The following is a 22,393-nucleotide window of genomic DNA, read 5'->3' as shown; positions in this document are numbered from 1 at the left end:
ATCTTTGTAAGCTCTGGATTTTTAGCACTTTCAGTCCCCTGTTACTCGGGTCTAGGATTGATACCTCCGACCGATCTCGGCCAGATTCATCTAGAGCCGAACTTTCAGTCCCCTGTTACTCGGGTCTAGGATTGATACGCGGCCGTACTATACGTCAAAGTTCGTGTTTGGCGACTTTCAGTCCCCTGTTACTCGGGTCTAGGATTGATACCGACCGCGAAGCCCTGAATCAAACCCACTCATACTGCGGGTTCCCGCGATCTCTTTCCAGGCGTGGGCCACGATTTTTTTCGAGGATCACCTTTCTGCTCCAAAACCCGCCCGATCCTCGAAACTCCTCGAATCCCATACTTAGTATCCCCTTACTAGTATATCTCATCCCTTTCATGGAGAGAATATCTACTTTCCACATAAAAACTGTCCTCCTCACAAGGAAACAGCCTCCACAACTATTTCCCAATTTAACCCATTTCCTCTGCGCATCCGACAGCACTTTCATTCCCCGGTAGTTCGAAGCGTTTCATGATAAAAAACATAGACAAAGGCAACCAAACGTCGAATAAGAAACAGAATTACCGTTACAACTTGTATACTCATGCGGTCACAACCTAAGACCCGAAATACAGAGTACCGAAAGAACTTTCAAAAAAAATCCGTCTTCAACACACCTTTAGAACAATTGGATTTACCCAGATCAGGTGTAACAGTCGATGGTAGAGTTCCCATCCTCTCAGCCCGGTTCAACCAAGCTCCCGTGTCTCTGAAGTTGTCACCCTCAATGTAGCCAAAATGAAAAAAACCGCAAGACCCACTCGTCTGCGGTTCGTTTTTTACTTATTCATCTCCATGTGCATGCCGCCCATGGAACCGTCTTGCTCATGCATGGCCATGTTGCCGCCGCAACCGGTAAACGTGAGGGAGACCACAATCAACAGGCTCAGCATCATCAATTGGCGCAGTTTCATCGTACAACACCTCCTCCCCTTATTGTATCACGAAATCGGAGGATTCCATGCCAACAGCGCCAAAAAATCTTGTGCCGCTCTTGGCAATACTTTGTTGCGCGGCGTGATGATGTACGAGTTCGAACGCGGCAATCGCAAGTCCGGCGTCGCGAACTCCACCAACCGCCCCTCCCGCAAGTCGTCCGCAATCGCCATGCGCGGCAAAAACGAAACGCCCACCCCTTCGACGATCAGCTTGCGGGTAACGTGCGTCTGGTTGACCGGCATCGGGCGGATCGGCGCCTGCGTCTCGTGCAACTGGTGCAGAATCTGCCCCCAATACTCCGGGTGGTTGTCCGTCAGCAGCGGATACTCCGCCAACACTTCGCGATAATCCACCGTCTGCGGGTCGATCGAACTCGGTCCCACCAACACCACATCTCCTTCAGTAAAAACCCGCGTCTCCGTGTCCGGGTGCTGCGACGGCAACAACGCCATGCCGATATGCGAACGCCCCGCCGCGATGCCCGGCCCCACAGACGGCGAGCGCGTCGTGTAGATCCGCAATTCCACATTCGGGTGCTTGGCGGCAAACTGCTTCCACAACGACGGCAGCAGATGCTCGGCGCACACCGGCGACAACAGCAAGTCCAAGCGGTCGTCGTAGCCCGCTTTCCAGCGCGCAAGGTCGGAGAGCGCTTCGTCATGCGCTTGCAAAATCCGCAGCGCATGCAGACGAAACCGCTCGCCCGCCGCCGTCAGCCGGACTTTGCGGCCCGTGCGCTCCACCAGCTGATAGCCCGTTTGCTCCTCCAACTGCCGAATGTGCACCGAGACGGTCGGTTGCGCCAAAAAAAGCCGTTCCGCCGTGCGGTGGAAATTCAACTCCCTCGCCATCATCTCAAACGTGCGGAGCAGTTTGACATCCATAGCTTCACCTCATGCTTTTATTTTCTCGACACCAAGAACACGCTCAAGAGAATCAACAACATCCCCGCGAACACTTGGCCCGTGATGACTTCCTGCAGAAACAGCGCGCCCCAGATCGTCCCGAACACCGGCACGATAAACGTGACGGTCAACGTCTTGACCGGCCCGACGCTCTTCATCAAGGCAAAGTACAACAAATACCCGACCGCCGTGCAGAACACCGCCAACACCAGCACCGACCAGACCACGTCCCAAGACGGCACCTCGTCCGGAATCACAAACAGCGAAACCGGCAACAATACCAGCGCCGCCGCCAACTGCTGCCCGATCGCCATGTCCATCGAAGTTTCTCCCTTGAAGGAACGGGATGAAAAAACGCCCGCGACCGCATACAGCAACGCCGCCAACAACGAACAGACCACCGACCAAAAAATCGACCCGCCGCTGTTCTCCGGGTCCCACCCGACGAGAATCGCCACGCCGAAAATTCCGACAAAAATCCCGAGCGCTTTCTTCCACGTAAACGGTTCCTTCATCCACAACCACGCCACGACCGCTGTAAAAAGCGGCGTCGTCGCGTTCAAAATCGCCGCCAGCGACGCCGACAGATGCAACTCGGCGGTCGCGATGAACGTAAACGGCAGCGCCGCGTTGAACGCGCCCAGCACCAGATAGTGTTTCCACTTGTGCAGAATCCGCACTTTGTGTTTCAGCACGGCGGCGAACACCAACAAGGAGATCCCCGCCAGCAACACGCGCACTTCAATCAACATCACCGGTCCGAGCACCGGAGCGCCCACGCGCATGAACAGAAACGACGAGCCCCACAGCGCGGCCAACGTCAACAGCATCCCTATGTCTTTCGGTTTCACACAAATCCCTCCAGGCGTGCGTTCTTTTTTTCAGTGTAGAGGAATTTTGCGCCCCTTGCTTTGGTGATTTTGGGGTCTTATCCCGCTAAACTCAGTATAAACGATTAAGATTCATAATCGTACCCCCTGCAAACCTCTATTTCCCCTTTGCTTTTTGTGTCGATATAATGAAGATAGAAGAAAGGGGATGGAATTTCATGGCAGACTTCATCGTATCTCCGGGCTTGGAGAACGTCGTCGTAGCAGAAACCGATTTGAGTTTGGTCGATGGACAAAACGGGGTGCTCGTCTATCGCAATCACTGGGCGCGCGACCTCGCCATTCATCATACGTTTGAAGAAGTGGCACATCTGTTGTGGTACGGGCATCTCCCGAACGCCGAAGAATTGAAAGCGCTTGTGGAAGCATTGGCGGCACAGCGCGAACTTCCGGCGCACATCCAGAGTTTGATCGATTCGATTCCGGCTGACGTCGACATGATGTCCGTTCTGCGCACCGCCGTGTCCGCGATCAACGTCTCCGGCGAGTCGTTCCCGCCGACGCTGCAACAGATTATTGAAGTGACGGCCAAGCTGCCGACGATTATCGCGCACCGCTATGCGCGCTTGAACAACCGCGAGCCGCTCGCGCCGCGCACCGATCTGACGCACACCGCCAACTATCTGTACATGCTCAAAGGCGAGCAACCGACTGCCGCGCATGTGCGCGCTCTGGACGCGTACTTGATTTTGACGCAAGAGCACGGGCTGAACGCGTCGACGTTCGCCGCACGCGTGGTGGCGTCTACGCAATCCGACTTGGTTTCGTCGGTCACCGCCGCGATCGGCGCGCTGAAAGGCCCGCGTCACGGCGGCGCTCCGTCGGAAGTCACCGAAATGATCGAAGCGATCGGCACCAAGGAAAACGCCGAGCCGTGGATGCGCAAACGCCTGGAGGGCGGCAACGTCCTGATGGGCTTCGGCCATCGCGTCTACCGCACCCGCGACCCGCGCGCGACCGCACTGAGCGTCGTCGCCCAAGAACTGGCGAAAGACGATCCGTGGTTTGATCTCGCGCTGCACGTCGAGAACACCGGCCTGAAACTGCTGCAAGAGTTCAAGCCGGGCCGTCAGCTCAACGTCAACGTCGAGTTCTACGCGGCAATCGTCATGCGCTCCATCGGCTTGCCGGACTCGCTGTTCACGCCGACGTTCGCCGTCTCCCGCACCGTCGGCTGGTGCGCGCACATCCTCGAAGCGGCGCAGATGCGCATCATCCGCCCGCAATCGAACTACACCGGGATCATGCCGGAGTAATCGCTTCAAGCAAAAAGCCATCGTGTCTACGAACTGCTGTCTCGTAGACCCGATGGCTTTATTTGTTTTCTGCCGTTGCGACCTCCATCTTCACGCGATGCATCTTGCTGCCGATCCACAACAGGCACACCGATCCGAGAACGATGCCGGAAAAAAGGAAATACAGCGACGAACCCGCAACTTGGCTCACCATCCCCGCGATTGTCCCGCCTGCCGGAATGGAAACCCAAGCGATCAACCGGAACACGCTCACACAACGCCCCAGCAGATGATCCGGGACGATGGTTTGCCGCAACGTCGTCGATTGAACCCCCCACGCGATCAGCAAAAAACCAACAAACGCCTGCGTCAGCAAGATGGCGACCGGATTCGTAAGCGTGGCGAGCAAAAACGGCGGGATCACTTGCCCCACCGTCGTGACGGTCATGAGAGCTCCCATCGAGAATCGCTGTTTGGCTTTCCCGATCACCAAGGAGCCTGCCACCATGCCTCCGCTCAACCCCGCCATGATGATCCCCGCCCAACCGGATGCGAGATGCAGTTCATCGTTGATCCGAACCAACAGCGCAAGGTCCATGCCGGGCCCGACAAAGTTCACGAGCATCGTAAAAAACGCCAACATCCGAATCGTTCGATTTTGCCAGACGAATTGCATGCCTTCTTGGATGTCTGCCCGCATGCCCGAACGTGCACCCGCGCTCTTGCCCGAGTCGGTCGTTCGTGTCGAAGCGGAGAAAGAAGCGCGGATGAAGAACAAGGTGACGATGGAAACCGCGTAGGAGATCGCATCGAGAACCAGCGTGTTCGCCGCCCCCAGCATCGAAATCAGCACGCCTGCAACGACCGGTCCCAAGATGCGGCTCATCGAAAAGCAGGTCTGCAACGCGGCGTTCCCTTGCTGCAACTGCGACCGCTCCAAGATGTTCGGAAGACAAGCACCGTACGACGCATCAAAAACGGCGGAAAACAAACTGACCCCCGCCTGTACGAGATACAGCAGTACAATCGGAACATGACCGACGCTTAGACTTGCCGCCGGAATGGTCAGCAACAACACCATGCGGCCGCAGTCCGCCAGCATCATCAGCGTCTTGCGGTTGAAGCGATCCGCCCAGACGCCGGCGGGCAAAGAGACGAAGAGATACGGAACAAACCCGACGGCAAACGCGATCCCAGTCAACGTCCCAGAACCGGTTGTCAGCAACAACAACCAAGGGATCGTAAACGTGGTGACCGCCGTGCCGAATTGCGAGACCGTTCGGCCGCTGAACAACCAGAGGAAATCACGATTCTTCCAAATCGAAGCTGGCATTCAAGCACCTCCCTGCACAAGTAAACCTGCGTTTTTTCTTACTGAAAGACGGCAGCAAATGCCCTTCTTGCAGGAGTACCCCTGCGTTTTTTCTACGAGAAGCCAACATTCCAGTACCTCCCTGCAGGTGTGCCCCTGCGTTTTTCCTCTTGGAAACCAAGGGGCACTATCCCTCGTGTGTGAGACCGATGTAAGCCTCCAAGCTCGACTCCACCTGCCGCAAACGAGACGGTTTCAACACGTACACCGTCCCATTCGAAATCACCAATCCGGCGGAACGCAGCAAAACCAAGTGGTGGTGGATCGTGGATTTGGCGAGGTCGAGCGTCTCCGTCAACTCTTGGAGGGTGCGCTCCCGTTCGTGCAACAGTTTCAAGATCCGCAGCCGGTTCTCATCGCCAAGCGCCTTGCAGAGCAGAACCAACTCAGCGGACGGGCGATACGGATCATCGTCCCCGTACAGGCTTTCGTCACTGACCGGATAGTAAAACACCTTCGTGCCGGACAAGTCGGCTTGAATCTTCCAAGGTCGATACGCGATCTGCGGGACGAGCAAAACTTGTTGCACGCCCGTTTCGGGCAGGTAGGCGCTCCCCGTCGCCCATTCGACGAACGCTTCCGGAGACATTCGTTTTTGCATGGCGCGTTTCGCATCTGTTTCACGCTGCAAGATACTCGCCCATTCTTCCTCCCGAGGCGCGATCGCCGCTTGGTACCAACTGTGCATGAGACGAACCAAGTGCGTTTTCAAGCGATCCGCGTCCTCCTTTAAGAAAAAGGGGATGTAGCTCACCAAAAACCCTCGCCCCGCCGCCGCCGCGGTCAACTCGCGCGCCGCCTCCGCATCCCCTCTCGCCGCCAGACGGCGCAACTCTTCTTCCCGGAATCCGCCCAGCGGAGGCAACACTTGATAACGAAACTCCTCCTCCGATAAGCCCTGTACATAGCGAAGAAACTCCGCCAAGTCCGCTCCGCCGTATCCGTGCAACAGCCTGAGCAACGCTTGCCACGTGTTCTGCTTGGCGCAATACTCCAGCTCCTCCCGGTTCTCTGTCCCCATCCGGGACATCATGTCCTCCCATTCCGGTGTCTTGCGCTCCAACGAATCTCGAATCTCGGCGTACGTCACCGCCGCGAGACCCAACACGCATTCAAAAAGCAAGGATGCCCGCACGTCCACCGTGTAGGTTGGTTTTCGCGTACTCAGGTCGAGCGTTCTCATGGAAAAAACCTCCTCTTCATGCCTGTGGATCACTTATTCGATATACATAGAATAATGCCTTCTAAAATTATCGAACAACAAAAAATCTACTTGCACACAAAAAAGGACCCCGAGGAATCGAGGTCCTTTTACAGCTGTTACGGGTTTGATCCGAATTGACTTACAGCTTGAACTTGCCGATCTCCTCGCGCATCTGGCTTGCCATCTGCGCGAGCGTTTCGGACGAAGCGGCGATCTCTTCGATCGAAGCGAGCTGTTCTTCCGAAGTGGCGGCGACCGTCTGCGAGCTTTGCGCGGACTGCTCGGCGATCGTCATCATCTCGCCGACCGTCTCGTAGACCTGCTGCGAGTTCGCCGTCATCTCTTGCGAAGACGCCGACACGTCTTGAATCTGATCCGCCACCATCCGGTTCGCCGTCAAGATGCGGGTAAACGCTTCGCCCGCTTCCGACACCGCCTGCGTCCCGGACTTCACTTCGCCGATCACGCCGTCCATCGAGAGCACCGCTTTGGTGGTCTCTTCTTGGATCGACGAAATCAAGTTGGCGATCTGACCCGCCGACAGACTCGACTGCTCGGCAAGTTTGCGCACTTCGTCGGCTACTACTGCAAACCCGCGGCCTTGCTCGCCCGCACGCGACGCTTCGATGGCGGCGTTGAGCGCCAGCAAGTTGGTCTGTGCGGCGATGCCGGTGATGACTTCGACGATTTGCCCGATCTCTTGGGATCTCGTCTCCAACTGCTTCACGCCGGACGCCGTCGTGTTGACCGAACCGGCGATCGCATCCATCTGCAGAACCGCTTTCTGAACGGAGTCGTTGCCCTGCTCCGCTTCCCGCGCTGCGTCCAAGGACGTTTCAGCGACGGCAATCGCCGTTTCCGCGACTTTCTCAATGCCGTTCGACAGGTCTTCAATCGCGCGCGCCGCTTTCGAAGCGCTGGCGACTTGCTGGTCCGCGCCGTGCGCGACATGCTGGATGCTCTCGGTGATCTGCTCCGTCGCTTCCGCCGTCTGATCGGTCGTCGCGGAGAGCGCTTGCGACGAAGACGCCACTTGCTCGGCGGTCGCGTTGACATGTCCGATCAAACCGCGCAAGTTCGCGACCATCTCGTTGACCGAACGGCCCAAGAGTCCGAACTCGTCCTTGCGCGCGGTGTTGAGCGGCTCGACCGTCAAATCGCCCTCGGCGACGCGCTGGGCGATCGTCGTCACCCGACGCATCGGACGGACGACGTATTCCGCAACGCCTCCCGCCACGAGGATGCCGACGATCAACCCGACGATGCCGAAGATCCAGACTTTGTTTTGGAAGTGCGAAACGATGCTGTCAAACTTCGTCGACGGCACGCCGACAAACCAGATGCCGATGACTTCGCCCTTGGCGTTCTTGATCGGCTCGTAAGCCGCTTGGTTCCGCTGATTGACGACAACCGCCTCGCCCATGTAGGTTTGTCCTTTTTTGAGGACCGTATCGGCGACGGCGTCGCTGACTTTCGTGCCGATTGCACGCGTTCCGTCGTCCTTCTTGACCGTGGTGGCGACCCGCATGTCGTTCTGGAAGATCGTCACATTGTCACCCGTCGCTTTGGCGATCTGATCCACGACATCCAATTTGTCGTTGATTTCCGTGTCGCCCTTATACAGCTTGCCGCCCTTGATCTCCCAATCTCCGCTGTACTTCTGCTCCAAGAGCTCGCGTCCGAGATGAAGGTCGGACTGCAGCTTTTCTTGGGAAGAGGTCACGATTTCAGAGTTGATTGAAATCCCGGCAAACGTACCCATGGAAGCAGTACCGACTGTGATGACCGCCGAGAATAAGAGGATAATTTTCGTACGTAATTTCATGGTCTCACTCCCAAACAATCTACTCGTATAACATTTGTCTAATGAGGATACATCTATTATGCCATGTCTTGAGAGTGTTGTCATCGCTTCTCCCGACAATATTTTGAACGAAGATTAACATGTTCTTGAATGTAAAAAAGCACCCTTCACTCGCCAGGAAGGGTGCCCCCTCGATTTAGTTCGATTTTTCTTTCGCACGCGGCAAAATCTTCTCGACGTTCACTTTGAACGTCGTGTCCCACGTCGAGGCGTCTTGCGGGTCGTACTGCTCCAAGAAGTCGATCACTTCCTTGGTCACTTGCGTCGGCGTGGAAGCGCCGGACGTGACGGCGACTTTCTGCACGCCTTGCAGCCATTCCAACTTCAGTTCGGAGAGGTCGGCGATGCGGTATGCCTTCGTGTCCGCGATCTCCTCCGACACTTGTGCCAAGCGGTTGGAGTTGTTCGACGCCGGGTCCCCGACGACGATCGTCAAGTCCGCTTCGCCCGCCTGCTCCGCCACCGCTTCTTGGCGGACTTGCGTGGCGAGACAGATTTCGTTGTGAATTTCCACCGCGGGGTAGCGCTTGAGCACTTCGTTCATCAGCGCTTTGGTGTCCCATTGGCTCATCGTGGTCTGGTTGGTGACGAGGATGCGCGACGCGCTCAAGTTCAGCGCTTCAATGTCGGCGACTTTCTCCACGAGGTGGACGTGGTCAGGCGCGACGCCGATCGCGCCTTCCGGTTCGGGATGTCCTTTTTTGCCGATGTAGACGATCTCGTAGCCGTTGGCGACTTTTTCCCGAATCAGGTCGTGGGTTTTGGTGACGTCCGGACAGGTCGCGTCCACGGTGGTCAAGCCTTTGGCCGCCGCTTTTTCCTTGACTTGCGGCGACACGCCATGCGCGGTAAAAACCACCGTACCCGACTCGATCTGGTCGAGCAGCGCCATCCGGTCCGCTCCGTCGAGGGTGATGATGCCTTGCTTTTCAAACGCGTCCACGACGTGCGAGTTGTGGACGATCTTGCCGAGTATATAGATCGGACGGGGCAGATTGAGGTCCTTGGCGGCTTGTTGCGCCAACACCATCGCATCCACCACGCCGTAGCAGTATCCGCGGGGCGAAATCTTAATGACTTCCATCGTCTGTTCCTCCTCTGTAGTTCCTGCCCTCAGTATAACACAGCGATTGACAAGAAGCGGGGTTGTAACGGATAATCGAATGCAGGTGTTAATTTCTAGGAAACGAGGGATGTGCCATGGCAAAAGTTCTCATGAACAATGTTCGTCTGAACGGGATTGCTATGCCCATTTTTGGCACATCACCAACCGCGCACGAGTAGTAGCCGAAGTGCGTGTCACGCTGAGAGTACAGCCGTGGGTGGTGCAGCCGCCCGCGGCTTTTTTATGCTCTTTTTTTCATTGCCCTGATTTTATGATTGCCCTGTTTGGGGAGAGGAGTGTTGCCCTGTGTTTAAAGATTTGGCGTTATACCGCGACTTGGTTCGCAACCGCAATTTCAGTTTTTACGCGTTCAGTTACTACCTGTCGTCGATCGGCGGGACGATGACGCTGTTTGCGCTCTGGGCGCAAGCGGCGCATATGAGCGACAACAACCCGATGGCGATCGGCTTGTCGGGCATCCTCGACACGCTGCCGTCGATTCTGTTCGCTCCGCTCGCCGGGCTCTTGGCGGACCGCTACAACAAACGAAATCTGCTGATGCTCTCGCGGATTCTGCAAGCGGTCACGGTGCTCGGCATGGTGTTCACCGCCAACCTCTGGCAGCTGTTCGTGCTCGCCGCGCTGCACTCGACGTTCACATCGTTTGAAACGCCGCCGCACCGCGCCTTGCTTCCGACGCTCGTGCGCGAAGAGCAGTATGTGACGATGAACTCGTTCATGGCGACGATGAACTCGCTGATCCAGTTCTTCCGCCCGGCGCTCGCCGGTCTGGTCGTCTCGACGTTCGGCTATCACGCCGGATTCACCGTCAACGTGATCGTGCAGCTGCTGACCGTCTTGGTGCTCTTGCTCGTCACCGTCCAGCCGTCCCAACCTGCACAACCCCCTTCGGAAAAAACGAAACCTGCCGGCATGTGGGGCGGCGCGCGCGAAGGCTTGACGTACATTCGCACCGAACCGGTGCTGACCTATCTGTTTTTCCTCTCGGTGATCATGACGTTCTGCTTCTCCACGCAAGGGCCGTTGACGCAGGTGTTCGTCGGGCAGTATCTCTCCGACTCGCCCGATCAAGTCTCCGCCCGCGTCGGCTTGCTGTTCTCCTCGATCGGAGTCGGCGGCGTGCTCGGCGCGTTGGTGACGCCGCGCTTGATCGCCAAACTGCCGGTGTTTCTCTTGCTCTTGGCGTCGTTTGCGTTTGACGGGCTGATGGTCGTGGTGTTTTCGCAAAGCTCTACGCTCTGGGTGGCGATGGTGTGCTACGCGCTGTTTGGCATCATCGGCTCCGTGAACATGATCGTCACCGACACGCTGATTCAGCGCATCGTGCCGGATACGATGCGCGGACGGGTGTACGGCGCGTTCGGGCCGATCAACGGGCCGTTCTCGATGCTCTCCATCGCGTGCGGCACGTCCTTGGCGACGGTGATCGGCGTGCGCGGCGTGTTTCTGCTGTGCGGGCTGCTGGAAGTGCTCGCGCCGATCGTGTGCCGGATGCTCCCTTCGTACCGGACGGTGCGGGCGCAACTCAAAGAGAAACGTGTTTCTATGTAAAAAAACCGGGGTTGGCCTCCCGGTTTTTTCATACACTTTTTGTACGTACAGGTCGAACGAGAGGAAGTGCGCGTCGAATGCACCTGCCGGAAGTTTCCGAAGGCGAAGCGAACCGCCCGAATCTGCTGTCCGTGCACGTGGAACGAATGGTGTCCGAACTGTCCACGCCCCGCCCTTGCGAGATGCAAACAGCTCCTCTGCCCGCTTATGCCCTGCCCCGCGACCGACGCGGAGCGCTCGCGTTGCTGCCGGTCTTCCGCTGCGAGACGGCGAAACTGCGGATCTAGCTGGACATCGAGTTGATGATGCGGATGGTTCAACTTTGACGTTGTTTGACGGCCAGCGTGACCCATTCGCCGCCTTGCAAGCGGGACGTGACCTGCCAGCCCTGTTCGGCGTACGTGGCGACGACTTGCTCCTCGATCCATTCCACGATGCCGGAGAGCAACAGCGTGCCGTCCGGTTTCACGATCCGCAGGCACAATGGCAAGAGGTCGATCGCTTCTTGGCCGCCGATGTTGACCGCCACGACATCAAAACGATGCTTGGTCTCGGCAAACTCCGCAAACACGTCCGCGATTTTCACGTCGATCCCCGATACCCCGTTAAGTTCCATCAGATAGTGGATCGCGCTCTCCGCCGAAGGGTTCAAGTCGATCGCCAACACATCTTCCGCGCCCTTCATGCGCGCAAACAAGCTGAGAATGCCCGACCCGGCTCCCAGATCGGCGAACGCATCGCCCGTCTGCAGAATCTCGTCCAGCAGTTCCAGACAATGCCGCGTCGTCGGGTGCTCGCCCGTGCCGAACGCCGCGGCGGGTTCGATCACGATCGTCCGCTCGCCCTCGCCGCGCTCTTCCTCCCACGGCGGGCGGATGACGAGGCCCGGTTTCACTTCAATCGCCGTGAATTGATACACCGGGTCTTCCGTCACCGCTTGCGGAATCACCGCGTCGACCGTCAGCGCGAGGTCGCCCATCCACGCCGCCATCTCCGTGCGCAGGCGCTCCAGCACGTCCGGGGTCAGCTCTTCCTCCGTCTCTTCGTAGGCGCGGACAGTGACTTGCTCGACTTCCGCTTCTTGAAATCCGTAGCCGTCCGGGGTGACGAACGTTTCAATCGGCGCTTCTTCCCAGACGTACTCAATGCCTTTGCCTTGCAGACGCGCGATGGCGTCGTCCGTTCGATGCCCCTCGACAGTCAACGCGTATTCGACATAGCGCGGTTCGTGTTCAGTCATGGTGTCGAATCCTCCTGCGAAGCGCTACTTTTGTGTCGATGGTGGTGGCGGCGGGCTTTTTCCCGGTTTCCGCACGACTCCATCTTGCACCAGCGGCGCGTGTTGTTTTTGGATGTGTCGTAATAATATTGAATGCACTGGTGGTTGCCGCACTTTTTTAAACGGGCCGGTTGGCCGTGCGTGAGATAGTCGAGCAGCGAGTGCAGAAGCAGCCAGTTCATTTTTGCCAAAGGGGTGCCCCGCGGAGTGAACTCGGCGCGGGCGTCCTCGGTCAGCCGCCACGTTCCGGGCAGCGCGGTCAGTTGTTCGTTCAGCCAAGCCCGGCGCTCTGCAGAGACGCCGCCCTCTTCTGCGATGCGGCGCAAGATGGCGCGCAGGTCTTTGAGCCGGGCGAACGCCTCCTCGTCGAGGACAAGCCCCTCTACGCCCGCCCCCTGCAGCCAGGTATGCAAATCGATCAGCTCCGGTAACCCTTCGCGAACTTCGCCCTCGTGCAACGACTGTGTGTTCACGAAGTCCAGCCACAGCGACCCGCCATGATAGGAAAACATCTCCTGCATCACCTCCCCATGAGTATACACCAAATAAATTTCAATCGACATAAAAACACCGTCGCCAAAAGGTAATTTCTTCCGTATACTTACACCATGCGGTTCAAAACCCATTCCGAAAAAAGAGGAGGCGTTGTCTCATGGCAACTTCCAACGAGAAGGTATCGCGGATCGAGTTCATGGAGGAAATGAACCAGATCGGACTGAGCCCCAACGTGACAGGCAAGCCGGCTGACGGTTTGACACGGGCCGAGGCAGCGGTCTTCCTCGCCCAAGCGCTCCCGCCGATGAACCTCGGCATCGCCGGAGGAGTTCCCGCGCCGTTTCACGACATGAGTTCGATGACGGCGGAGCAGCAGCAGGCGGTTTCAACGCTGTATGCGCTGGGCATCGTGGTCGGCGACGACCAGCAGATGTTCCACGGCAACCGCGATCTGACGCGCGAGGAGTTAGGCATGATGGCGGAGCGGACGCAAGCGCGATTGCAGGCGGCGGGCGGCTCGCAAGTGACGGGTCCGACGAAGCCGGGTGCTCCTATGAAGCCGACGGCTCCGGCGGATTCGAACGCTGCGGATGCCACGAGTTCTTCCAGCGCAACGAGTTCCTCTGGCGCTCCGATTCCTTATGAAGTGATCACGGACCTCTCCACGCTTCCGCCAAACGTGCAGGACACCGCTTCGGCGTTGCAAGGCACCTCCGGCGCGGTGACGGTGGACAGCGGCGATTCCACCTATCTCCTGCTCTCCGCAGGCGAGCGCAGCACGGGCGGGTACGCGATCACCGTCGCAGGCGTCAACGAAACGGACGTTCGCATCGAAGTGACGGTCGGGTTGACAACACCTGCTCCCGGCACGATGTTGCTGCAAGCGATCACCTACCCGCAACTTGCGGTGCGGTTTGCCCGGACAGTGAAGCCGATCGTCGTGCTGAACCCGGAAGCGCTCTCCGCTTAAATAAGAAAAGCTCCCGCGCCGACGCGCCGGGAGCTTTTCTTCTTGCTTGGAAAAAACAACTTCAACTGCTCATAACACAACCCCCCGACTTTCACGCATTTGACGATTGAACGACCACATTTCGTGCATGACTCGCAATGCGTTTTGGCAATCGTCATGTGACTCATACAAGCGTGAGAGTTCCTGCATGGTTTCTTCATACTCCGCTTGGCATTCGGTGAGTTTGAAGCATTCGGCTGCCTGTTTCATATATTTGACTGCCACAACGTGCTGACTGCGGGCTTTGGCAATTCCTGATTGCACCTTCGCGGCCCATGCTTGGTAGGGATGGACGGTCGGGAGCAGAGTACGGCCGGTCTGACTGGCTTCCTCTGCTTGGTCAAGACTTCCGTTAGCGAGGTATAGTTTTGCAAGTTCAATCGCGGTGATCCCTGCTTCTTCTTTTCGAAATCGTTTTTTGAAGGACTCCGCGATCCGCTCCAATTCCGTTATCGCTTTGTCTCTCTCCCCCATCTCCGCTTGAAGAACTGCCAGCCGAACTTCCGCCGACAACTTTTCACATTGTGCGTTCAAGGTTTCAAAACACCATTCCGCCCGTTGAGAATACTCGGCGGCTTGTTGGAACTCTTCTGCTTTGTGAGCGGTCTGAGCCAAGTTCATATAAAGGGCTCCCAATCCTTGAATATCCTCGCGCTCTCCTAAGATCGGCACCGCGAGTTGGAGGGTGATCTGCGCTTTTTTCATCTGACCCAACTGTTTTTGAACATCACCTAGTGCAAACAGAAGGGATGCTTGCAGATGGACATCTCGAACCTTGGTTGCTTCCAACTTTGCAAGCGCAAGAGATAAATAGTGTTCCGCGACTTGATAGCGTTTTCGCTTACGTTCGATGAGCCCCAGTTGATGCAAAACTCGCACGGCAAGAATCTGGCTTCCGTTGATGGAATTCGCATGCTCCAACAATTGCTGAAACGTCTCTTCTGCTTCCCGGAGTTGGTTCACCTCCAATTGGCATCTTCCATACTCGTATCGGAGTTCGAACGGGTTTAGTTTCCCGTTGTTTTCACGGATGACGTTTTCCAACAACGGCAGCGCGCCTGCAAACTCACCAGCAGAGATCATCCCTTTGGCAAGGCGGTATTCGCTGATGACAACCATGTTCATTTCCGAGTCGCCAATCAGTTCGTCCGGTGTCACTTCTAATTTTTTCGCGATCTTCACCAAAACGCGCCAAGACGGTCTCGCTTTATCTGCCTCGATTTGCGAACACATCGATGGCGTGAAAATGCCCTCTGACAACTGCGTTTGGGTCAGACCTTTTTTCATTCGCAGTTGGCGGAGACGTTGACCGAAGGATTCCACGAACTTCACTCCTTTTACAAGATAATCACCTGTAAAAAGAGTACCCCACATTCGTTACGAATTGTTTATTTACAATAAAACCTGCATGTCACAGTCGACCTATTAATTGTCACAAGGTCTTACTGACATAAAAAACCCCTCGAAAAAAATTCGAAGGGAAGTACGTTTTACAGCTGAAATGCAACGATTCCAAGTGGGTCTACGGGATGCGTATCCGCACTCTTGCTCAAAGCGCTGTGATCTGAGGCAAACCAGAAAATGAGACCCATTGCAATGACAAAAAGCGTAAAACCCTTTTTCATACCTTCGCCTCCCAGTCAAAGAATTCACTATTCTTGCCAGAGAGCATTCTCCCCATTTTATAATATCTCAACACCGATTCTGCGTCATCAATTGAACTGTAATATTCAATCAAGCATTTACAAGCCAGCAAACGAATTTCAAGACTTGCATCTGTATCCTGCTGTACGCGTTCTGCAAAAACCGGGGTACGTTCAGCAATCGTACGATATATGAGGAGTTTGTTATGTAAATCTGGATAGGACTTAGAGTTTTCAACATGAGCAAAGATCAACGATTTTGCTGTCTCAAGCTCACCAAGTTTCAAGAGTACTTTCACCTGCTCATTCACAGCAAAAACAAGCGAATACTCGTAGGGCTGAAGAATCTGGACGGCATCTGCAAGAATCTTGGCGGCTTCAAGGAAATTCTGAAGAAGAGATTCAAAGTGTGCAACATTTATCATAGCAATCCCGACCTGCAATGAATCATAAGTTTGCTCATAGTTTTCGAGTGATAAATACGCATGTTTCCTGGCACGATCAAAATTGCCACGCGCTTCGTGCATTTTCATACGGGTATAATGCGTCAGTCCCATTGCACGAGGATTCTCCGCGAACGCGGTCTCTACAACTTGCAACATTTCCTCGATGTTGCTGTATTCCTTGCGTACCGTATGGGTTAGCATGAGATTGGCTGTCACTAGATAGAGCAGGTTGCTGTCCTCATATTCGGTATGGATTTCCTTCGCAAACTGCAAAGCCTTCTGCCAAGACTCATGGGCCTCCTCATAATTTCGCAACAAATATTGCACACGGCCAAGATTATTCAAACTATAGCCGCGTTCTGTCGATCCTTGGGCGACTTTTGCTACTTCATTCGCCAAAGAGAGCGCATTCGTCATCATGACCTTGGTTCTCGTTTTTGCCTGTAGAATGGTTGCCAGCTCTTGTTCCTTTTTTACACAATCCATCTGTTTGAGCCTCTCAACCGAAACCCCTAACCCCTTCGCAATTTGTTGCAATTCGGACGGGAGAATGGTTCTGGATCCGTTCAACATCTGGCGCAATGATTCTCGATTTACTCCTAATTGGGCAGCAAAACTACGAATGGAGTAGGCTTCCCCTTTTTCTTTCAGTAGTTCCGTGATTCTTCTTCCCAACGGGATTCTATTCAATTCGGGTGTAGCCGTATTCTCAAGAGTAGACATTAGAAATGACCCCCGTTTAACAATCTACGCAATAAACCAATCGAATACAAGTTGTACCAATTAATTATAATCACAATCGCTTTATTTGCATAGATTTTACAAAAGAAAAAACTACCTCGTACAGAGTATTCATCATAAATAAGAAAAAGACCCTGATCGCAAGGGTCTTTTTCTTATTCCATGCAGAAGAACCAACCTCACGCGTGCCCGCCGCATCCGCCGATCGCGGGCAGCCCGCCGGTGTCGCCGCCGTGTTCAAACGTGACTTCCAGCCGAATTCCGTTCGGGTCGTAGAAAAAAATCCCCGCCAGCCCACCGTACTCGCCAAGCCCGTCGTATAGGATCGGAACGTTGCGGGCGCGCAGGCGGTTTTCCAACTCTTGCAGCGTCTCCAAGTCCCCCACGCGAAACGCCAAGTGATGCAACCCCGCCGCCGCGAGCGTCGCGTCCTGCTCGGCGGTCTTCCAGAGCGTCACCATCGTCGTGCCGTCCGTGATGTACACCGACGTGCCTTCCTTGCCGCCGACGACGTCAAACCCCAGCACCTCCGTGTAAAATTCCCGCGCCGCATCCAGATCCCGCACAGACAACCCCACATGGTGAACGCCCATCGTCATTCTGCTCATCTCATTTCCTCCTCTTAGTTCGCCTTGACTAATTTGGGAATGCGTTTCGAACAGTTGGTGTACACTTCGCTCACGGTGACAAACACCACGGAGAGCGCGCCGGGGAACAACTGCAAGTCCTCCGGCTCGGTCGAGAGGCGAGCGGTGCCGTTGACGCGCAGACGCTGGCCTTTTTCAAAGTCGAGGAAGAGAAGCCCGAGGTGCGGGTTCTCGACGAGGTTGCCGAGGCTTTGGTACAAGCCGTTGCCCGGATAATCCGGGAACACCAGCGTCCGCGGATCGAGCACCCGCACAACGCCCGGCCCGCCGCCGCGAAACGAACAGTCGCACTCCCCCGCCCGGTTCGCCGTCGCCAAGAAGAAAAACTCGCTTCCCTCGATGTACATCCGGAACAAAACGGAAATCTGCGAACTCACCAAGCGCTCCGTCAACTTCGCCGCCTGCTCCTCCGTGCCGAACTGCCGCCGAAGCTGCTCTTCTCCTGAAAGCACCCGAAACACCACCTAACCGTCTAAATTAATTTTGATGGTTACATCATATGTCGTGTACCCATTTCTTGTCAACGTGTAACGGCAGCTTTTTGGTAAACGTCTATCAGATAACGCGAAGGAACCGCGTGCCAAGGAGGTTTTTTCGATGAACAAAAAAATGACCTATCTCGCGATGGCAGCAGCTCTCGCGGTCGCTCTCACAGGCTGCGGACAAAAAACAATGTCTCCGGCAGCTCCGACTCCTCCCTCGAACCAGCAACAAATCCCGGAGCCCGCACCCGCTCCTGCTCCTGCAACGACGCCCGCTCCGACCACGCCGACGAGTTCGCAACCGGCAGATCCCGCGCATCAGACGTATGATGTGAAGGCGGTCGAGTTCGGCAATCCCACTTCCGGTTGGGTGGGCGGCAAAGGGTTTATCTTGAACACGACAGACGGCGGCCGCTCGTGGAATGTGCAGTACAGCGGTCCGTATGAAATTGAGAAGCTCTCGTTCCTGAACCCGTTCTTGGGCTGGGCGCTGGGGCATGACGGCGAAGGAGATGCGGGCGGTGTCGTGATGCAGACGACCGACGGCGGCAAGCATTGGAACGAAGTGTCGCATCCGAAGTATGTTCACGACCTGCATTTCGTCTCGGAGACCACGGGCATCGCCAGCGGCCAGATCACGCACGACGGCGGAAAGACGTGGCAAGTGATGAACCTGCCGTCGGAACCCGTGTTGGGCGAACCGGCGCTCGGCAACGAGACACGCGGCTGGGTCGTGACTTCAGAAGGCAATTCGTTCACCGTACAGCACACGATAGACGGCGGGAAGACGTGGACGAAAGTGTTCACGCGCACCACGATGGAGCCGCCGGTTACCGCTTCGATACAAGCGACGAATGCGGACGATGCGTGGGTGACGATCATCGGCGGTACGGGCATGACGCAGACGTCGTATTCGGTTTTCCACACGGCGGATAATGGAGAACATTGGAATCCGGTGATCGCGCAATCGACGGCGGGCGGCGGCACGGCGCCGGGGTACGACACGCCGAACACCTCGCCGAGCGGTCCTGCAACGAAACCGGGGTACGTGGAGGCGATCAACTCGCAGACGGCGGTGGTCTCCGGTTTCTGCGCCGCGTGCGGGTACGGCACGATTTCCACCGGAAACACGCTGGACGGCGGCAAGACGTGGAGCAATTTCAAACAGTCGTTGCCCGGCTCCGGCGGCCAGCTCTCGTTCGTCAACCAGGGCCAAGGCTGGATGATCGTCTCCTCCTACGAAAAGCCCCCTGTCCTCTATTACACGGAGAACACCGGACAGACTTGGACGAAGGAATTCGTCTTCGGACCCGGGCAATAAACATTAAAAAACCTCACCGCCCCGCGCAGGGTGGTGAGGTTTTTCGTTATACGGAGTTGGATAAACTTACGCACCGCATCTGAATACGCGATGAGTGTCCATACTCAGGATTCGATACAGCGACTCACTTCCGCAAAAAGCGGCGCGCCAATTTTGCGAATGGTGCTGATTTTTTACTCGGTCTCGTATCCTGTTGCTTGCGACTCCACGAGCACCTTCACGAGTTCCTCATGCACACGCCCGTTCGTGGCGACGATGTGCCGGACGCCGAGGTCGTAGTCGGTGCCTCGGGTGTCGGTGACGCGGCCGCCCGCTTCTTGGACGAGCAGGCTTCCTGCCGACAAGTCCCACGCGTTCAAGTCCGCTTCCCAGAATCCGGTCAACCGCCCCGCCGCCACATATGCCAAGTGCATCGCCGCCGACCCGACCGCTCGAAAGTTGCGCACCGTCGACGCCAACGCGTTCATCCCGCGCATGTTGATCGCCCGCGCCCTGCGCACGTCCACCGGAAATCCGGTCGCCAACAGCGCTTGCGGCAACGTCGCTTCCTCCGACACGGTCATCCGCTCCCCGTTCAGATACGCGCCCTCTCCCAGCCGCGCCGTAAACAGCTCGTCCCGAAACGCATCGTAAATCACGCCGACCACCACTTCGCCGCGATGGGCAATCCCGATCGACACCACCGAATACGGCAACCCGTGCACGAAATTCGTCGTGCCGTCAATCGGGTCGATGATCCAGAGAAATTCCGCTTCCCGACTCTCTGCCAACGCTTTCGCCGACGCTTCCGCCCCCGGCGCCACGCCCTCTTCGCCGAGAATCTGATGCGTCGGGCAGTGCTCCGCGACATGGCGACGGACGATCTCTTCGCACGCTTTGTCCACTTCGGTGACGAGGTCGTATTCGCTTGCTTTCAGTTCCATGCGGGCAGCGCGTCCGCACTTCTGCCGGATCAAGCAGCCCGCTTCCTTGGCGGCGCGGATGGCGATCTGTTCAAGTTCTTGCCGTGAGTTCATGGAGTGACGCACCTCTGCTTTCCTGTTTGCTTCTAGTGTACCACTTGCGAACCTTTTCCAGCTTGCTACAATAGGAAGAGGACAAGCTTCGGAATCTGGATTGGAGGATCCCACACATGAAGAAACGCAATTGGACGAGCGCACTGCTGTGCACAGCGCTTGCCGCTACCCTGCTTGCGGGCTGCTCCCGCGACGATTCCTCGGCCGCGCCGACGACACCGGCTCCGGCGAAACAGGACAACTCCACGACGACCACTCCGGCGAAAGACAGCGGCAGCGCCGACACGGCCAGTAAGAACAACAAGTACTCCCAAGCCCCGGCCATGACCATCGACAAGTCCAAGAAGTACACGGCCACGCTGAAAACCAACAAAGGGGACATCAAAATCAACCTCTTTGCTGACAAAGCACCGCTGACGGTCAATAACTTCGTGTTTCTTGCGAAAGACCACTTCTACGACGGCATCAAATTCCACCGCATCGTGCAGACGTTCATGATCCAGACGGGCGACCCGCTGGGCACCGGTGTCGGCGGCCCCGGCTACGAGTTCAAAGACGAACTTCCGCCGGCGAAACCGTACGCAGCGGGCATCGTCGCGATGGCGAACCGCGGCCCGGACACCAACGGCAGCCAGTTCTTCATCGGAAGCGGCGATGACGTGGCAGGGTTGAACCGCCAGCCGAACTACACGGTCTTCGGCGAAGTCGACCCGGCGAGCATGGACGTGGTCAAAGCGATTGCCGCCACTCCGGTCGGCCCGTCCGGCAACGGCGAGAACTCCAAGCCGAAAGAAGACGTGCATATCAATTCGGTGGACATCGCCGAACAGTAATTCCTGCGAGACTCTGTCGCCTGTGCGCGACGGGGTCTTTTTTTGTTCGACATGTGTGGAACTCACTGTCGATTTCCCGGGAAATTGTCGAGTTTGCGCCCGTATTTGTCAATTTCGCACGTCCTGCGGGCGAAGCGGCATAGGCTGTGGGGGAGAGGGGTGTGACGATGGGGAAGCAGCGAAGAAATCGAGAAGCACGTGAAACGCAAAACAAACCGACAGAGCCGTTGATCCAAGGGTTTGATAAAATCCCGCCGAACATCCAGGGTGTGCCGTTGGTTCCGAAGGTGAAAAAAAGGAAAGTGCGCAAGTCGCCGGAGAAGTTGGCGGAAGAGCAAGCTCTGCGCGATTCGCTGGGATCGTCGTTTCCGTTTTGGCCGGGATTTCCGGGGTTGCCGGAGTCGGTGAGGGAAGCGATGGCGGAGTATTGGAAGCAGGTTCCGAGCGATGTGATTCCGAATACGTGGTTGTATTCGTACAATCCGCCGGGGTTTGGGACGACGACGGGACAGCGTTTTGTGTCGCCGGTTATTTCGGGGCAGACGTTGTTTGACGATCCTTTTTATACGACGCAGACGCCGCCGCCGCTTGGGGAGTTCGACCCAACGTATCCGATGTGGCTGAGGACGACCGAGTTGGCGGAAAAAAGAGCAAAGGCTTGCCCGGTCGGGAAAGAAAGCGCGGAGTGCACGGCGGCGAGGGAAGAATATTATGCGGCGTGCAATGCGTATGCAAGAGCGTTGGATCGGGTGTGGGGGTTGAATCGGGTGCAGGACGATCAGCCGAAGCAAACGAACGGGCAGAGAACGCAATCGGTGAAAGACGGAGACCCGCCTGTTTCGTAAAGAGTCCTATCATAAACAGGGCGATGTCGGCTATCAGCGGCTTGCAAAATTCACGAATGAGGTCAACGACAAATTCAAGTAAGTTACGGGTTCCCGTTTGGCGACGGCCTCAGTTTGGAAGGCACCGGACTGAGGCCTTTTTTGTGCTTGCACACAAAAATCCTCTTGCGTATGACGGCCATAGGCTCGATTTCGCTGTCATACGCAAGAGGTTCAGATGGATGGTGTATCACGTAATGTAATACCAATTTCCGTATTCCAGTGTATATTGAGTTCCGTCTCCCTCACCGAAGACCGAGTTTCCGAACCGATCGACAAGCCGCTTCCCCGTCGAAGATCCTGCATCGAAGTGGGAGGAACTTTCGGTACCACTTGTTGAGTTGAGCCCACCGCCTTGATACGCCCAACTGCTCGAAGACCCGTAGAAACCCGAAGTTCCCGAAGTCCCCGAAGTCCCCGAAGTCCCCGAAGTCCCCGAAGTCCCCGAAGTCCCCGAAGT

At 56.4% G+C, this 22,393-nt stretch carries 21 protein-coding genes and 1 pseudogene; 7 read left to right on the top strand and 15 right to left on the bottom strand.

Translation table 11 applies throughout. The annotated features are described in order from the left end of the window. Positions 1-830 precede the first annotated feature (830 nt). From EL26_RS26310 to EL26_RS21540, 3 genes are read right to left on the bottom strand one after another with little or no spacing between them, the layout of a single operon-like run. Positions 831-965: a YgdI/YgdR family lipoprotein gene (locus EL26_RS26310; protein ID WP_238546165.1), complete on the bottom strand. Its 135-nt coding sequence runs from the start codon at positions 963-965 to the stop codon at positions 831-833. A 27-nt stretch (positions 966-992) separates the two neighbouring features. Continuing rightward, on the bottom strand, positions 993-1,874 hold the full coding sequence (locus EL26_RS21545) for a LysR family transcriptional regulator (RefSeq protein WP_038094196.1): 882 nt from the start codon (positions 1,872-1,874) through the stop codon (positions 993-995). 17 nt (positions 1,875-1,891) lie between these two features. Continuing rightward, positions 1,892-2,746 (bottom strand): DMT family transporter, encoded by an 855-nt coding sequence (locus EL26_RS21540; protein WP_152559360.1) that lies wholly within the window; start codon positions 2,744-2,746, stop codon positions 1,892-1,894. A 197-nt stretch (positions 2,747-2,943) separates the two neighbouring features. Here EL26_RS21540 and EL26_RS21535 point away from each other — a divergent pair, with 197 nt between their 5' ends. Next, complete coding sequence (locus EL26_RS21535; protein ID WP_038094194.1) at positions 2,944-4,041, top strand: citrate synthase/methylcitrate synthase; 1,098 nt, start codon at positions 2,944-2,946, stop codon at positions 4,039-4,041. Between the two features lie 58 nt (positions 4,042-4,099). Here EL26_RS21535 and EL26_RS21530 read toward each other — a convergent pair whose 3' ends face one another. From EL26_RS21530 to EL26_RS21515, 4 genes are all read right to left on the bottom strand, one after another. Then, entirely contained in the window at positions 4,100-5,353 is a 1,254-nt protein-coding gene (locus tag EL26_RS21530) for an MFS transporter (protein ID WP_038094192.1), read from the bottom strand. A gap of 166 nt (positions 5,354-5,519) precedes the next feature. Next, positions 5,520-6,575, bottom strand: a complete 1,056-nt coding sequence (locus EL26_RS21525; RefSeq protein ID WP_038094191.1) for an ArsR/SmtB family transcription factor — start codon at positions 6,573-6,575, stop codon at positions 5,520-5,522. A 160-nt stretch (positions 6,576-6,735) separates the two neighbouring features. After that, positions 6,736-8,421 carry a methyl-accepting chemotaxis protein gene (locus EL26_RS21520; RefSeq protein ID WP_038094190.1) on the bottom strand — a complete coding sequence of 562 codons (1,686 nt, stop codon included), beginning with the start codon at positions 8,419-8,421 and terminating at the stop codon, positions 6,736-6,738. 175 nt (positions 8,422-8,596) lie between these two features. Continuing rightward, positions 8,597-9,544 carry a 4-hydroxy-3-methylbut-2-enyl diphosphate reductase gene (locus EL26_RS21515; protein WP_038094188.1) on the bottom strand — a complete coding sequence of 316 codons (948 nt, stop codon included), beginning with the start codon at positions 9,542-9,544 and terminating at the stop codon, positions 8,597-8,599. A gap of 327 nt (positions 9,545-9,871) precedes the next feature. On the opposite strand from EL26_RS21515, the gene EL26_RS21510 reads away from it, so the two are divergent. Both EL26_RS21510 and EL26_RS21505 read left to right on the top strand, forming a co-directional pair. Further along, complete coding sequence (locus tag EL26_RS21510) at positions 9,872-11,137, top strand: MFS transporter (protein ID WP_038094187.1); 1,266 nt, start codon at positions 9,872-9,874, stop codon at positions 11,135-11,137. A gap of 77 nt (positions 11,138-11,214) precedes the next feature. After that, positions 11,215-11,424 (top strand): hypothetical protein, encoded by a 210-nt coding sequence (locus tag EL26_RS21505; protein ID WP_038094185.1) that lies wholly within the window; start codon positions 11,215-11,217, stop codon positions 11,422-11,424. Between the two features lie 29 nt (positions 11,425-11,453). Here the strand turns inward: EL26_RS21505 and EL26_RS24200 are convergent, their stop codons facing one another. Further along, positions 11,454-12,377: a 50S ribosomal protein L11 methyltransferase gene (locus EL26_RS24200; protein ID WP_052036676.1), complete on the bottom strand. Its 924-nt coding sequence runs from the start codon at positions 12,375-12,377 to the stop codon at positions 11,454-11,456. Continuing rightward, the gene (locus tag EL26_RS21495; protein ID WP_052036675.1) at positions 12,374-12,928 is read right to left on the bottom strand and encodes a CGNR zinc finger domain-containing protein; all 555 of its coding nucleotides are present in this window, start codon (positions 12,926-12,928) and stop codon (positions 12,374-12,376) included. Before EL26_RS21495 ends, EL26_RS24200 begins: the two co-directional genes overlap by 4 nt. 140 nt (positions 12,929-13,068) lie before the next feature. On the opposite strand from EL26_RS21495, the gene EL26_RS24195 reads away from it, so the two are divergent. Beyond that, positions 13,069-13,881 carry a protease complex subunit PrcB family protein gene (locus EL26_RS24195; protein WP_052036674.1) on the top strand — a complete coding sequence of 271 codons (813 nt, stop codon included), beginning with the start codon at positions 13,069-13,071 and terminating at the stop codon, positions 13,879-13,881. Positions 13,882-13,950: 69 nt separating this feature from the next. Here the strand turns inward: EL26_RS24195 and EL26_RS21485 are convergent, their stop codons facing one another. The 4 genes from EL26_RS21485 to EL26_RS21470 form a co-directional block, all read right to left on the bottom strand. Continuing rightward, complete coding sequence (locus EL26_RS21485; protein ID WP_038094182.1) at positions 13,951-15,243, bottom strand: helix-turn-helix domain-containing protein; 1,293 nt, start codon at positions 15,241-15,243, stop codon at positions 13,951-13,953. 298 nt (positions 15,244-15,541) lie between these two features. Then, positions 15,542-16,732 (bottom strand): helix-turn-helix domain-containing protein, encoded by a 1,191-nt coding sequence (locus EL26_RS21480; RefSeq protein WP_038094179.1) that lies wholly within the window; start codon positions 16,730-16,732, stop codon positions 15,542-15,544. Between the two features lie 197 nt (positions 16,733-16,929). Then, on the bottom strand, positions 16,930-17,358 hold the full coding sequence (locus tag EL26_RS21475; RefSeq protein ID WP_052036673.1) for a VOC family protein: 429 nt from the start codon (positions 17,356-17,358) through the stop codon (positions 16,930-16,932). Positions 17,359-17,372: 14 nt separating this feature from the next. Then, positions 17,373-17,849 carry a pyridoxamine 5'-phosphate oxidase family protein gene (locus tag EL26_RS21470; protein ID WP_052036672.1) on the bottom strand — a complete coding sequence of 159 codons (477 nt, stop codon included), beginning with the start codon at positions 17,847-17,849 and terminating at the stop codon, positions 17,373-17,375. A 145-nt stretch (positions 17,850-17,994) separates the two neighbouring features. Here EL26_RS21470 and EL26_RS21465 point away from each other — a divergent pair, with 145 nt between their 5' ends. Beyond that, complete coding sequence (locus tag EL26_RS21465; protein WP_052036671.1) at positions 17,995-19,200, top strand: WD40/YVTN/BNR-like repeat-containing protein; 1,206 nt, start codon at positions 17,995-17,997, stop codon at positions 19,198-19,200. 173 nt (positions 19,201-19,373) lie between these two features. On the opposite strand, the gene EL26_RS21460 is transcribed toward EL26_RS21465, so the two are convergent. Continuing rightward, positions 19,374-20,216, bottom strand: a complete 843-nt coding sequence (locus EL26_RS21460) for an inositol monophosphatase family protein (protein WP_038094175.1) — start codon at positions 20,214-20,216, stop codon at positions 19,374-19,376. 116 nt (positions 20,217-20,332) lie between these two features. Here EL26_RS21460 and EL26_RS21455 point away from each other — a divergent pair, with 116 nt between their 5' ends. Both EL26_RS21455 and EL26_RS21450 read left to right on the top strand, forming a co-directional pair. Next, positions 20,333-21,049 (top strand): peptidylprolyl isomerase, encoded by a 717-nt coding sequence (locus EL26_RS21455; RefSeq protein ID WP_038094173.1) that lies wholly within the window; start codon positions 20,333-20,335, stop codon positions 21,047-21,049. 167 nt (positions 21,050-21,216) lie between these two features. Beyond that, positions 21,217-21,894: a hypothetical protein gene (locus EL26_RS21450; protein ID WP_038094171.1), complete on the top strand. Its 678-nt coding sequence runs from the start codon at positions 21,217-21,219 to the stop codon at positions 21,892-21,894. A gap of 284 nt (positions 21,895-22,178) precedes the next feature. On the opposite strand, the pseudogene EL26_RS26305 reads toward EL26_RS21450, so the two are convergent. Continuing rightward, positions 22,179-22,393: pseudogene (locus EL26_RS26305) on the bottom strand (hypothetical protein); the annotation flags it as partial.

The organism is Tumebacillus flagellatus (assembly GCF_000714935.1).
GTDB classification, from domain to species: domain Bacteria; phylum Bacillota; class Bacilli; order Tumebacillales; family Tumebacillaceae; genus Tumebacillus; species Tumebacillus flagellatus.
Note: the sequence above shows the minus strand (reverse complement) of the source record. Positions and strands in the feature narration are given on the sequence as shown.